General features: G+C 61.0%; 10 protein-coding genes. 4 read left to right on the plus strand and 6 right to left on the minus strand.

Going from position 1 to position 13,310, the window contains the following annotated elements:
* Positions 1–334 precede the first annotated feature (334 nt).
* A complete protein-coding gene (locus tag FBY12_RS18730; protein WP_145254832.1) occupies positions 335–736 on the plus strand; it encodes a type II toxin-antitoxin system HicB family antitoxin in 402 nt (133 codons plus the stop codon).
* 116 nt (positions 737–852) lie between these two features.
* Here FBY12_RS18730 and FBY12_RS18735 read toward each other — a convergent pair whose 3' ends face one another.
* Positions 853–1,893, minus strand: a complete 1,041-nt coding sequence (locus FBY12_RS18735; protein WP_145254835.1) for a LacI family DNA-binding transcriptional regulator — start codon at positions 1,891–1,893, stop codon at positions 853–855.
* A gap of 207 nt (positions 1,894–2,100) precedes the next feature.
* Between FBY12_RS18735 and FBY12_RS18740 the strand changes: the two genes are divergently transcribed.
* From FBY12_RS18740 to mgrA, 3 genes are all read left to right on the plus strand, one after another.
* Complete coding sequence (locus FBY12_RS18740; protein WP_145254838.1) at positions 2,101–4,347, plus strand: TonB-dependent receptor; 2,247 nt, start codon at positions 2,101–2,103, stop codon at positions 4,345–4,347.
* Between the two features lies 1 nt (position 4,348).
* Entirely contained in the window at positions 4,349–5,668 is a 1,320-nt protein-coding gene (locus tag FBY12_RS18745) for an LLM class flavin-dependent oxidoreductase (RefSeq protein ID WP_145254841.1), read from the plus strand.
* A gap of 152 nt (positions 5,669–5,820) precedes the next feature.
* Positions 5,821–6,858: an L-glyceraldehyde 3-phosphate reductase gene (gene mgrA / locus FBY12_RS18750; RefSeq protein WP_145254843.1), complete on the plus strand. Its 1,038-nt coding sequence runs from the start codon at positions 5,821–5,823 to the stop codon at positions 6,856–6,858.
* A gap of 705 nt (positions 6,859–7,563) precedes the next feature.
* Here mgrA and tauD read toward each other — a convergent pair.
* The 5 genes from tauD to gshA all read right to left on the minus strand — a co-directional run bounded on the left by tauD (position 7,564) and on the right by gshA (position 13,296).
* Positions 7,564–8,406, minus strand: coding sequence for a taurine dioxygenase (tauD, locus tag FBY12_RS18755; RefSeq protein WP_145254847.1), 843 nt, complete (start codon positions 8,404–8,406; stop codon positions 7,564–7,566).
* Positions 8,407–8,548: 142 nt separating this feature from the next.
* Complete coding sequence (tauC, locus tag FBY12_RS18760; RefSeq protein WP_121731689.1) at positions 8,549–9,382, minus strand: taurine ABC transporter permease TauC; 834 nt, start codon at positions 9,380–9,382, stop codon at positions 8,549–8,551.
* Entirely contained in the window at positions 9,379–10,173 is a 795-nt protein-coding gene (gene tauB / locus FBY12_RS18765) for a taurine ABC transporter ATP-binding subunit (RefSeq protein ID WP_109504347.1), read from the minus strand. Before tauB ends, tauC begins: the two co-directional genes overlap by 4 nt.
* A 15-nt stretch (positions 10,174–10,188) precedes the next feature.
* Positions 10,189–11,166 (minus strand): taurine ABC transporter substrate-binding protein, encoded by a 978-nt coding sequence (gene tauA / locus FBY12_RS18770; protein ID WP_145254850.1) that lies wholly within the window; start codon positions 11,164–11,166, stop codon positions 10,189–10,191.
* A 546-nt stretch (positions 11,167–11,712) separates the two neighbouring features.
* A complete protein-coding gene (gshA, locus tag FBY12_RS18775) occupies positions 11,713–13,296 on the minus strand; it encodes a glutamate--cysteine ligase (protein ID WP_121731687.1) in 1,584 nt (527 codons plus the stop codon).
* Positions 13,297–13,310: the final 14 nt, after the last annotated feature.

The raw sequence follows: 13,310 nt of genomic DNA on the forward strand, positions 1-13,310 counted from the left end.
GCTTCCTGCGAACATCATCAAACCTCACGCTGACGATCAATCCGCATGACGGCAGCGCTACACGGATTGTCGGCCTGACGCCAATCCCTGTAGGAGCGAGCCTGCTCGCGATGGCGTCACCGCGCTAGCCCGGTTACTCCCCTTAAACCGACCGCTTTGTCGGCAATGCACACCGCATCGCCAGGCAGGTGCTGTGCGTATGAACGCCGAAGCCTGAACAAAAAAATTCGTACCTGGATGCCTGTGATCTTTTGCAGGATATGTCCCGCGGGCGTGGATTAGTCCGGTCTGCTTTACAGTGCCTTGAATCCAATCACAGGAAGGATTCATTCACATGAAATTTCCGGTCGTTCTGCACAAGGATGCCGACTCAGAATACGGTGTGATTGTCCCGGATGTGCCGGGCTGTTTTTCTGCTGGCAGCACCGTCGGGCAGGCTTTTGAAAACGTTAAAGAAGCGCTGTCACTGCACTATGAAGGCCTGGTGGCCGATGGCGATCCATTGCCTCAAGTGCGTGAGATTGATGCTCATCTCGATAACCCCGATTACGCCGGCGGGGTGTGGGGTGTGGTCGAATTTGATATCACGCCTTACTTTGGCAAATCCGTTCGCTTCAATGCGACGTTGCCCGAGCAATTGCTTGAGCGCATCGACCAGACGGTCAGGCGCGACCAGCGCTACAGTTCAAGGTCCGGATTTCTGGCGGCGGCAGCGCTACGCGAATTATCAGCCTGACGCCAATCCCTGTAGGAGCAAGGCTTGCCCGCGAAGGCGTCACGTCATCCGCCAGAGATGTCTCTGAAAGATCGCTTTCGCCGGCAAGCCTCGCTCCTGCGAAGGGGAGCGGTGGTTCAGGCGCTTTCGCGTTCGATCACTTGGCATTCCAGCAGGTTCAGTCGTTGCACTTCGTCCTCCACCGGTAAAACCCCCAGGCTTTGCAGCACGCGGGTGGCGGCGAGTACGCCGATTTCCAGTGCCGGGGGTTTGATCGTGCTGAGGCTCGGCAGGAGCATTTCGGCGAAGGGGTAATCGCCGAAGCCGAGCACGGCGCAGTCTTCGGGGATGTTCAGGCCGGCGCGCTGCCCGGCGAGCAAACCGCCGGCAGCGAGGTTGTCGTTGGCGAAGATGATCGCGTCGGGGCGCGGCGAGGTGTTCATTAGCGCCTCCATTGCCTGTTTGCCAGCCTCGAACGGCGCTCGATCAACATCCGGCGCGAACACCCACGGCGCCAGTCCCAACTCGGCAACTGTCGCGGCGTAACCGTCGCGGCGCTCCAGCGCACTGAAGTCACCCGGCGCGCTGTTCTGCACAAACGCGATGCGCCGATAACCTTTGCCATGCAGATAACGCGCAGCGGTCACGCCGACTTCAAAATGCGAAAACCCGATCTGCACAGGCTCGCGCTCAGGCTGGTAATCCCAGGTTTCGATCACCGGGATATCCGCTTCGGCGATCATTTTTTCCGTGCCGGCGCTGTGAAAATGACTGGTCAGCACCAACGCCGCCGGCGCCCAGCCGAGGAACGCGCGCACCGCATTTTCTTCCTGCTCGGCGCTGAAATAACTCGAGGCCAATAACAACTGATAACCGTGCTGGCTCAGCGTGTCGCTGAAGCCCTGGATCGTATTGGCGAAGATCGGCCCGGAGATGTTCGGAATGACCATGCCGACAATCTTCCCGCGTGCCGACGCCAGCCCGCCGGCCACCAGATTCGGCACGTAACCCAACTCGGCAACCACCGCTGCAATGCGCTCGCGACGCTCCGGCGAAACCTGTTCCGGCTGATTGAAATAGCGCGACACGGTGATCGCCGAAACCCCGGCCTCACGCGCCACAGTATTGAGCGTGACGCGGCCGGCGCCACGGCGTTTGCGAGGCTTGTCTGCACTCAACGGGCGATTCCTCTTAAAAACCAAAAAGCATATAAAAGTAATTTTTCAGTATTGGACGGTCTATGGCTGGCTTGCCGATACTGGCGATGTTAGCGCTAACAAAGCGTTCTGTCTGCTACTCGCTCGAGCGAATGCCCAAGACACATTCACCGTCGCTGCTTTCACAGAAGGGCAGCGGTTCAGGGCACATTTTCGAGCGGGCAGACCATGCACAGCATTCCTGGGGAAACACAAAAACTGGCGCGATCGATTCGTGCTGCCACGCCACGCCGAGCGCATCTGGGCTGGTTGCTCGCCGGATTGAGCGCGCTGCCGAGCGCAGGCGCGTTTGCCGTCGAGACTGCGGATCAGGAACCAACGCTCAAGTCGGTCACAGTCACCGCTACCCGGCGCGAAGAGTCATTGCAGAAAGTCCCGGTGGCGGTCTCGGTGCTCGATGGCGAACAGCTCGAACGCGACAATCGCAACGGCGTCGCGAGCATCGTCCAGCAAGTGCCGTCGCTGAATTTCCGCACCGGCGCGTCGAACAAAGACACCTCGCTGTTCGTGCGTGGCGTCGGCACCATTTCCACCTCGCCGGGCGTCGAACCGACCGTGGCCACGGTGATCGACGGCGTGGTGTATGCGCGTCCGGGACAAGCGACGCTGGACCTGCTCGACCTCGAGCGCATTGAAGTGCTGCGCGGTCCGCAAGGCACGCTGTTCGGCAAGAATGCTTCGGCCGGCGTGCTCAATATCACCAGCAAAGCACCGACCGCCGAGACCCACGGTTTCATCGATCAGTCGTACTACAGCGGCAACGAAAGCCGCACCCGTTTCGGCCTCGGCGGCAGCCTGATTCCGGACACGTTGAAGGGCTCGATCACCACGTTGTTCGGCAGCTACGACGGCAATGTCGACAACCAGCACAACGGCCAGGAGGTCAACGGCTACAACCACCGAGGCGCGCGCGGCAAACTCGAATTCACGCCGAATGACGAGCTCAAATTCACCGTCATTGCCGACTACATGCAGTCCCACGACGACGGCCCGAACGGCGTCGTCAGCAAGTCCCTGGCCCCAGCGTTCACCAATGCGCTGAGCCCGGTGCGGCCATCCAGCGACAACCGCGACATCAATACCGACACCCGCAGCCACGTCGAAGACGTCAACAAAGGCCTGTCCGGCCAGCTCGACTGGAACCTCGGCGATTACACCCTGACTTCGATCACCGCGTGGCGCGGCTGGGACAACACGCAGTATCAGGATGGCGACCGTCTCGGCAGCGTCACCGCAGCGTTTCCCGGCACCGCCGACAAGGGCGACCTGGCGTTCGATCAATACTCGCAAGAGCTGCGCCTGGCATCGCCCAAAGGCGAGTTTCTCGAATACGTCGGCGGCTTGTTCTACATGCACGGCAAGGACGACGAAACCTATCAGCGCACCTTGACCACCCCAACCGCCGTCAACCGGGGCGTCGCCGATTACAGCACCACCAGCGACAGCTACGCGGTGTTTGGCGAAAGCACGCTGAACTTCACCTCGAACTTTCGCGGGATCGCCGGCCTGCGCTGGACCCATGACGATCTGGAGTACGATCACCGCCGCGTTTCCACCTCCGCCACCACCGTCAGCGGCATTCAACCGGCCACCCGCAGCTCGGGATCGGTGGACGAGGACGGCTGGTCCGGACGCCTCGGCGTGCAGTACGACTTGAGCGATACGGTGACCACCTACCTGACCTATTCGCGCGGCTACAAAGGCCCGGCGTACAACGTGTTTTTCAACATGCAGCCGCGCGATACCGAGGCGCTGAAACCGGAAACCTCCAACACCTGGGAGGCCGGCATCAAAGCCACCGCGTGGAGCAATCGGCTGACCACCAACCTCGCGGTGTTCCACAGCGATTACGACAACTATCAAGCGAACTTCTTCGACACCGTCGCCGGCCAAGTGGTGACGCGGCTGATCAACGCCGGCAGCGTCAGCACCGAAGGCGTCGAGCTCGATTACGCGCTGCAAGCAACCCAGCAATTGAAGTTCTCCGGCGCGCTGGCGTACACCCGCGCGCGCATCGACGAATTCGCCTGCCCGGCGGGTGCCGCGGCTTCGTGCAACGTCAACGGCAAGCCACTGCCGTTCAGCCCGGACTGGAAAAGCTACGTGCGCGCCGACTACACGATTCCGCTGGATAACGGCCTCGATGTCGAATTCGGCACCGACTACAGCTGGCAGAGCGAAGTGCAGTACGACATCAGCCAGAACGCCGACACCAAGCAGGGCGCCTACGGCTTATGGAACGCCAGCGTCGCGCTGGCCGATTACAGCAATGGCTGGCGCGTCGCGCTGCTCGGCAAGAACCTCGCCGACAAGTCCTACTCGCCGCTGCTGGCGAGCGGCGGCAACTACATCTATCGCGCCGTGCCACGCGATGACGAGCGCTACTTCGGCGTGCAATTGCGCAAGGATTTCTGACATGCCTCGACAGCTCAAACTCGGCGCTTTCCTGATGGCCACCGGGCACCACGTCGCCGCATGGCGGCACCCCGAAGTGCAGGCCGACGCCGGTCTCGACTTCGCGCATTACAAACACCTGGCGCAGATCGCCGAAGCGGCGAAGTTTGACGCGTTGTTCATCGCCGACAGCCTCGCGGCGCCCATCGGCGACATTGCCAGCCGCATGGCGCGCTCAGAGCACTTTGAACCCCTGACTTTGCTCTCGGCGTTGAGCGTTGTTACAGAGCGCATCGGACTGATTGCCACCGCCACAACCAGCTATAACGAGCCGTACCACGTAGCACGCAAGTTCGCCTCTTTGGAGCATCTTTCGGGTGGGCGCTCGGGGTGGAATCTGGTCACTTCCGACAATGCCGCCGAAGCGCAAAATTTCGGCCGCGACCAGCATATCGGCCACGCAGACCGCTACAGCCGGGCGCGGGAGTTCCATCGTGTGGTGACGGGTTTGTGGGACAGTTGGGAGGATGACGCTTTCGTACGGGACAAGCTCGGCGGTACGTACTACCAGCCGGAAAAAGTACACGTGTTTGATCATGTCGGTGAGCACTTTCGGGTCAAGGGACCGTTGAACGTCGCGCGTTCGCCGCAGGGGCAACCGGTGATTGTCCAGGCCGGTTCTTCAGAAGCGGGGCGTGAACTGGCGGCGGAAACGGCTGAAGTGGTGTTCACCGCGCAAACATCCCTGGCCGCCGCCCAGGCATTTTATGCCGACCTCAAGGGACGTCTGGGCCGTTACGGGCGCAGCGCCGATTCGCTGAAAATCATGCCGGGGGTTTTTGTCGTGGTCGGGCGCACGGAGAGCGAAGCCCAGGAGAAATATGAAACGTTTCAGCAATTAGTCGAACCCGAGGTTGGCGTCGCATTACTTGGGCGTATGCTGGGCAACTTCGATTTGTCGAAGTACCCGTTGCACGGGCCGCTGCCGGAGTTGCCGCTGACCGACAGCGGTCAGCAAAGCCGTCAGGCGCTGCTTACCGAACTGGCGGGGCGGGAAAACCTCAGCCTCGCCGAACTGGGCCGCAAGATCGCCGGTGGCCGTGGGCATTACAGCGTGATCGGGACGGCGCAACAGATTGCCGACCGCTTGCAGGAATGGTTCGAGCACGGCGCGGCCGATGGCTTCAATGTGCTGGTGCCGCATCTGCCGGGCGGTCTGGAGGATTTTGCCAGTGAGGTGGTTCCGGAACTGCAACGGCGTGGGTTGTTCAGAACAGAGTACGAGGGCCGGACCTTGCGCGAAAACCTCGGATTGCACAGGCCCGGGAACAGATTTGTGTAGCGCCCCTGTGGGAGCAAGGCTTGCCTGCGATGGCGATCTTGAGTCCGCCATCGCGAGCAAGCTTTGCTCCCACAGGTCCGTGCGCCATCGCGAGCAAGCTTTGCTCCTACAGCGCCTACAGATTCCAGAAAAAACAGACAAGAGAGGATTCGATGACTTACACCGCTGCCGAAAACCGCTATGACTCCATCCCTTACCGCCGCGTGGGCCGCAGCGGTCTGGTGCTGCCGGCACTGTCGCTGGGGCTGTGGCACAACTTCGGCGACAGCACGCCGATCGACACCCAGCGCTCGTTGCTGCGCACCGCGTTCGACCTGGGCATCAACCACTTCGACCTCGCCAACAATTACGGCCCGCCTTACGGCAGCGCCGAAACCAATTTCGGCCGTTTGCTGCGCGAAGACTTCAAGCAGTATCGCGACGAACTGATCATCTCCAGCAAGGCCGGTTGGGACATGTGGCCAGGCCCGTACGGGCAGGGCGGCGGTTCGCGTAAATACGTGCTCGCCAGCCTCGACCAGAGCCTGCAACGTCTGGGCCTCGACTACGTCGACATCTTCTATTCGCACCGTTTCGACCCGGACACCCCGCTGGAAGAAACCGCCAGCGCCCTCGCTACTGCCGTGCAGCAGGGCAAGGCGTTGTACATCGGTATCTCGTCCTATTCCGGGGTGAAAACCCGCGAAATGGCCGCGCTGCTGCAAGAGTGGAAAGTGCCGCTGTTGATCCATCAACCGGCGTACAACCTGCTCAATCGCTGGGTCGAAAAAGATTTGCTGGACGTCACCGACGAACTCGGCGCCGGGGTGATTGCCTTCACGCCGTTGGCTCAAGGGTTGTTGACCGACAAATACCTGAATGGCGTTCCGAAAGACGCGCGGGTCAACCGTCCGGGTGGCGGTTCGCTGCAGCAATCGCACTTGTCCGAAGCCAACATCGCGCACGTGCGCGGGCTCAACGAAATCGCCAAGCGCCGCGGTCAGAGCCTTGCGCAACTGGCACTGGCCTGGACCTTGCGCGACCCGCGCGTGACCTCGGCACTGATCGGCGCGAGCCGGCCGGAGCAGATCATCGAGAACGTCGGGGCGTTGAAGAATCTGAGCTTTAGCGCGGAAGAACTGGCGGAGATCGACCGATTTGCTCAAGAGGGCGGGATCAACCTTTGGGAGAAGCCTTCGACGGCTGAGTGATGCTTGGATTGGGGTGGGTCAGTTAGATCCACCCCTCACCCCAGCCCTCTCCCCAAGGGGGAGAGGGGAAAGGGAGCCGATCTTTATGCTTTTCAAAGCCTGAGTTCGACTCAGGTCTTTCTGGTCGCTGTATCCGACAAACACCTCGGATCCACCCCTCACCCCAGCCCTCTCCCCAAGGGGGGGAGGGGAAAGGGAGCCGATCTTTATGCTTTTCAAAGCCTGAGTTCGACTCAGGTTTTTCAGGTCGCTGTATCTCGACCAAACACCTCGGATCCACCCCTCACCCCAGCCCTCTCCCCAAGGGGGAGAGGGGAAAGGGGGCCGATCTTTATGCTTTTCAAAGCCTGAGTTCGACTCAGGTCTTTCAGGTCGCTGTATCTCGACCAAACACCTCGGATCCAGCCCTCACCCCAGCCCTCTCCCCAAGGGGGGGAGGGGAAAGGGAGCCGATCTTTATGCTTTTCAAAGCCTGAGTTCGACTCAGGTCTTTCAGGTCGCCGTATCTCGACCAAACACCTCGGATCCACCCCTCACCCCAGCCCTCTCCCCAAGGAGGAGAGGGGGAAGGGGGCCGATCTTTATGCTTTTCAAAGCCTGAGTTCGACTCAGGTCTTTCAGGTCGCCGTATCTCGACCAAACACCTCGGTCAGTCCCCTCTACCCTTTGGGGAGAGGGTTAGGGTGAGGGGGCGGTTCCAAAATCTCAGCGAAAAAACGGCACATCCCCCAACACCGTAGCCCGCTGCATCACACGCCGCGCCGGGCGATAGTCGTCCACCGCGTAATGCTGCGTCACGCGGTTGTCCCAGAACGCTACGTCATCCTTCTGCCAGCGCCAGCGAATGGTGAATTCCGGCCGCGTGGTGTGGGCGAACAGAAACTTCAGAATCACCTCGCTCTCGGTTTCCGACAGCTCGTTGATCTTCGACGTGAAGCCCTCACTGACGAACAATGAACGCCGTCCGCTCACCGGGTGTGTGCGAATCACCGGGTGCGACAGCGGCGGATTTTTGCGCCGCGCTTCCTCCCACTGCGCCAGCGCTTCGGGCGTATTGCCGTAGCGCTCGAGCGGAAATGACCGGGTGAAATCGTGAGTAGCGGTCAGCCCTTCCAGCAGGGTTTTCATCGGCGCCGACAACGCTTCATACGCAGCAATTCCGCTGGCCCACAACGTATCGCCGCCAAACTCCGGCAGCAGTTTGGCGCTGAGCACCGCGCCCATCGCCGGGGTCGGCAGGAAGGTCACGTCGGTGTGCCAGATCGCGTTGTCGCGCACGTCGGTGACGGCGGTGTCGAGGATCAGCACTTCCGGTTGCTCGGGCACATTCGGGTAGATCGGATGAATGTGCAGATCACCAAAATTCGCGGCGAAACGCGCTTGTTGCTGCGGCGTGATCGGCTGTTCGCGGAAGAACAACACCTGATGCTTGAGCAACGCTTGTTCGATCGCGTCGCGTTGTTCGGCGCTCAGCGGCTGGCTGATATTGATGCCGCTGATTTGCGCGCCGAGGGCTGAGCTGAGAGGAACGATGGTCAGGTTGCTCATGGTGGTTCTCTTCAATCCGGGGTGTCGAGCTGTTGTAGGAGTGAGCCTGCTCGCGATAGCGGTGGATCCGCCACAACGATGTCGCCTGCACTGCGCTATCGCGAGCAGGCTCACCCCTACAGGTTGCTTCACATGAAAATTTTCAATGTGCCTGGCCGTGCCACGGCACCAGTTTGCGTTGCAGTGCGCGCAGGCCCATTTCCATGGCGAAGGCGATCAGCGCGATCACCAGAATCCCCAGCACCACCACATCGGTGACCAGAAATTGCGCCGCCGACTGCACCATAAAACCCAAACCGCTGGTGGCAGCAATCAACTCAGCGGCGACCAACGTCGACCAACCGACGCCCAAGCCAATGCGCACACCGGTCAAAATATCCGGCAGCGCGCTCGGCAAAATCACGTGCCGAATCAGCTGTGCGCGAGTCGCGCCCAGCGACTGCGCGGCGCGCAGTTTTGCCGGATCAACCGTGCGCACGCCGGTCGCGGTGGCGATGGCAATCGGCGCGAAGATCGCCAGGTAAATCAGCAAGACTTTCGACAGCTCGCCAATGCCGCACCAGATGACGATCAGCGGCAGGTAGGCCAGTGGCGGGATCGGCCGGTAAAACTCGATCAGCGGATCGAGAATGCCCCGAGCGATACGGTTGTGGCCGATGGCGATGCCGACCGGCACCGCCGTCAGCACCGCGAAACCGAGCCCCAGACCGATCCGGCTGAGGCTCGCGCCCAAGTGCTGCCACAAGGTTGAATCCATGTAACCCGTGGTCGCCAGCAGCCAGCCCTTTTGCAGCACGGCGGACGGTGGCGGCAGGAACAGCGGCTCGATCATCCCGCTGGCCGTCACCGCCCACCACAGGAATACCAACGCAAACAGCGTCAACACACTGATCCAGCGCGTGCCGAGGCTGCGCCGCGCAGGCACTGCGGTCGAAGCGGGTTTCACCGTGACGGCGGGGATTTCATAGCTGCTCATGCGCGCTCCTGCCGCGTGGCGGCGCTGCGTTGCGAGAACACTTTGGCGAGCACGTGTTCGCGGGTTTCGATAAAACGCGGGTCGGATTTGATCGCCCGTGCCGACTCGCCGGCGGCGTAACGCTGGCCGAAATCCAGGCTCAGGCGCTCGACGATTTGCCCGGGATTCGGCGCCAGCAGAATCAGGTCGGTGGCGAGGAACACCGCTTCTTCGATGTCGTGAGTAATCAGGAATACCGGTTTGGCGGTGCGCTGCCAGACTTGCAGCAACAGCTCTTGCATCTGTTCGCGGGTGAAGGCATCGAGCGCGCCGAACGGCTCGTCCATCAGCAACACGCGCGGGTCGGCGGCGAGGGCGCGAGCGAGGCCGACACGTTGCTTCTGGCCGCCCGAGAGTTGCCAGATGCGCCGATTCTCGAAACCGGAAAGGTCCACCAGTGCGAGCATTTCGCGCGCGCGGATTTCGCGTTTTTCTTTGGTTATACCGGCCAGCTCCAGACCGAAACCAACGTTGGCCAACACGTCCTGCCACGGCAGCAGCGCGTCGTCCTGGAACACCACGCCGCGTTCGGCGCTCGGGCCTTTGACTGGCACGCCGTCAAGAGTGATGCGCCCGGCGCTGGGTTCGACGAAACCGGCAATCAGGTTCAACAGCGAAGTCTTGCCACTGCCGGACGGGCCGAGCGCCACCAGCAATTGCTGGGGCCCAAGGCTCAGGGAAATATCTGCCAATACCGGTTCCGGACTGCCGGGGTACTGTGCGCTGATGCGCTCCAGCTGAAGCAAAGCCATCGCAGTTAACTCCGATCAGTTGGTGATGAATTTGGCGCTGACGTACGGGGCGTAGTCCGGCAGCACGGCCTCGACTTTGCCTTGTTCCTTGAGGAACACGGCGGTGTCGGTGATGGCTTTGGTGGTCGGCGCGCCGAGGGTGGTGACTTGATCAGCCGCCAGCGGGTAGACGTTGCCTTGCAGCAGCAATGGAATATCGCTGGCCTTGGCGCCGGAGAGCTTCACCAGTTTGTCGACGTTGCTCTGGTTGGCGAGCCAGGCTTTCGGGTCTTTGCGGTAATCGGCGTAGGCGTCGAGGGTGACTTTGGCGAATGCGGTGACGATTTCCGGGTGCTTCTCGGCGAAGTCTTTACGCACGATCCAGGCATCGAAAGTCGGCGCGCCGAACTTGGCCAGTTCGCCGGAAGTGATCAGCACTTTGCCGTTCTCCTTGGCCACGCCGAGCGCCGGATCCCAGACGTACGTGGCGTCGATGTCACCGCGTTTCCACGCAGCGATGATCGCCGGTGGCGCGAGGTTGAGCACAGTGACTTTCGATGGGTCGATGTTCCAGTGTTTCAACGCCGCGAGCAGGCTGTAGTGGCCGGTAGAAACGAACGGCACGGCGATTTTTTTGCCGATCAGGTCTTGCGGCGAGTTGATTCCGGATCCGTCACGCGCCACCAGCGCTTCGGCGGCGCCGATCTGCGTGGCGATGAGGAAGGTTTCAACCGGGACTTTGCGCGTGATTGCAGCAGTCAGCGGGCTCGAGCCGAGGTAGCCGATCTGCACATCGCCGGAAGCGATGGCGGCGATGATGTCGGCGCCGTTGTCGAATTTGCGCCAATCGATTTTGGCGTTGGTGGCTTTCTCGTAAGCGCCGTCGGCCTGGGCGACTTTGGCTGGGTCAACGGTGGTCTGGTAGGCGACGGTGACGTCAGCCGCTTGCGCAAAGAAGCTCGCCGCCACCACCGACGCGGCCGCCAGGAGGCGAAGAGGGAAATGCAGTTTCATTGGAGAAGCTCCTTGTCAGGCGGCCGAGGATCGGCGTGAAAGGAGACTAAATGATCTAAGAATACGAAAATAAATAACTTTTTCGAATGAGCTTATGTGCGGAAAAATCTAAGGGATGGGTGGGAGGGTAGTGGAGAATTTGCCATTGTGTGCGTTCAGGTGGATCGACCCCTCACCCCAGCCCTCTCCCCACGGGGGAGAGGGGGAAAGGGGGCCGATCTTCGTGCTTTTCAAACCCTGAGTTCAACCCGGTTTCTCAGGTCGATGTAGCTCTAAGAGCAACTCGGCCAGTCCCCTCTTGCCCGGGGGAAAGAGAGCCGATCTACATGCTTTTCAAACCCTGAGTCCAACTCGGTTTTTCAGGTCGATGTAGCTCCAAGAACAACTCGGTCAGTCCCTCTATCCACGGGGGAAAGGGGCCGATCTACATGCTTTTCAAACCCTGAGTTCAACCCGGTTTTTCAGGTCGATGTAGCTCCAAGAACAACTCGGTCAGTCCCCTCTACCCCTTGGGGAGAGGGTTAGGGTGAGGGGCGGACCTTGATCCTAGTTACTAATCGCCAAAATACTCGCCTGATAAGACCCGACAAACACGTCGAAATCACCGACTTCGTTCTGTTCCAGCTCAGACTGTTCGGCCAGCGAGGTGCGGGCGCGCTCTTCGAATTTGCTCTGCAGCTCGGCGCTCAACGGTTCGCTGCGGAAGTACTCCGCGTGGGCCTGGCTCTGACGCAGCGAGAACTGGGCGAAGCTTTCCTTGTGCTCGGCCATCGCCGCCAGCACTTGAGCGGACGGGGTGCGGGACGGGTCTTTGACCTTCTCCAACTGCACGTCCAGCGCTTTGCTGTGCGCATCGCCGCCATGGCTCTGGTCGAGCAGCGCCGCCAGTGGCGCGATCTCTTCGAGCAGTTCGGCGGCCCATTCCTTCATGTCCACCGGTTGCCCGTCGCGCTGCAATTGCAGGCCCGGACGGCGACCTTCCTTGACCACGCTGAGGAAGTTCGAGGTCGCGTTGCCGCAGCTGCCATTAGTCAGCAACGGGCTGTCATTCAGCGCGCAGAACAGCAAAAACGCATCGAGGAAACGCGATTCAGTCAGGTCGATGCCCATCGGCAGGAACGGGTTGATGTCCAGGCAACGCACTTCGACGTACTGAATGCCGCGCGCCACCAGCGCCTGAATCGGCCGCTCGCCGGTGTAGGTCACGCGTTTCGGGCGGATGTTGGAGTAGTACTCGTTTTCGATCTGCAGGATGTTGGTGTTGAGCTGCACCCACTCGCCGTCCTTGTGCGTGCCGACTTCAACATACGGCGCGTACGGCGTGGCCACCGCTTTGCGCAGGCTGTCGGTGTAGCTCGCGAGGTCGTTGTAGCACGGTGTGAGGCCGGCCTGGGCGTTGCTCTGATAACCGAGGTCGCTCATGCGCAGGCTGGTGGCGTAAGGCAGATACAAAGTGTCCGGGTCGAGTTGTTCGAGTTGGTGCGAACGCCCGCGCAGGAAACCGGCGTCCAGCGCTGGCGAGGCACCGAACAGGTACATCAACAGCCAGCTGTAGCGACGGAAGTTGCGGATCAGCGCGATGTAGGCGCTCGACTGATAATCGCGGTCGGTGCCGACAAAACCTTCGGATTCCTTGAGCAGCGGCCAGAGCTTTTCCGGCAGGGAAAAGTTGTAGTGGATCCCGGCGATGCACTGCATGGTCTTGCCGTAACGCAGGGCCAGGCCCTTGCGGTAAACGTACTTGAGCTGACCGATGTTGGAGGTGCCGTAATAGGCAATCGGGATGTCTTCCTCGGCCGGCAACGGGCACGGCATCGATGGACTCCACAGGTACTCGTTGCCGAGCTTGCTGTAGGCAAAACGGTGAATGCTGTCGAGGCTCGCCAAGGTGTCTGCCGGGTCGGGCAGGGCCGGGGTGATGAACTCCAGCAGCGATTCGGAATAATCGGTGGTGATCTGTTCGTTGGTCAGCGCGGAACCCAGTTCTTCGGGGTGCGGCGTTTGCGCAAGGCGACCTTCGCTGGTCACGCGCAGGCATTCACGTTCGATGCCGTGAAGGCACTGTTCGAGCAGAGAGAGGTTAGCGCGCTCGCCGAGCATAGCCAGGCGGCGGTTGAGAAGTTCGCTCAAGTTGGATTCCTTCA

The sequence above is a fragment of the Pseudomonas sp. SJZ131 genome (assembly GCF_007828705.1).
In the GTDB taxonomy this organism is placed as follows: domain Bacteria; phylum Pseudomonadota; class Gammaproteobacteria; order Pseudomonadales; family Pseudomonadaceae; genus Aquipseudomonas; species Aquipseudomonas prosekii.

Coding starts and splice junctions, on each gene's coding strand:
- tauC (WP_121731689.1), bottom strand. CDS start 9,382: ATGAGCAGCTATGAAATCCCCGCCGTCACGGTGAAACCCGCTTCGACC.
- FBY12_RS18740 (WP_145254838.1), top strand. CDS start 2,101: ATGCACAGCATTCCTGGGGAAACACAAAAACTGGCGCGATCGATTCGT.
- tauB (WP_109504347.1), bottom strand. CDS start 10,173: ATGGCTTTGCTTCAGCTGGAGCGCATCAGCGCACAGTACCCCGGCAGT.
- FBY12_RS18745 (WP_145254841.1), top strand. CDS start 4,349: ATGCCTCGACAGCTCAAACTCGGCGCTTTCCTGATGGCCACCGGGCAC.
- mgrA (WP_145254843.1), top strand. CDS start 5,821: ATGACTTACACCGCTGCCGAAAACCGCTATGACTCCATCCCTTACCGC.
- tauD (WP_145254847.1), bottom strand. CDS start 8,406: ATGAGCAACCTGACCATCGTTCCTCTCAGCTCAGCCCTCGGCGCGCAA.
- tauA (WP_145254850.1), bottom strand. CDS start 11,166: ATGAAACTGCATTTCCCTCTTCGCCTCCTGGCGGCCGCGTCGGTGGTG.
- FBY12_RS18730 (WP_145254832.1), top strand. CDS start 335: ATGAAATTTCCGGTCGTTCTGCACAAGGATGCCGACTCAGAATACGGT.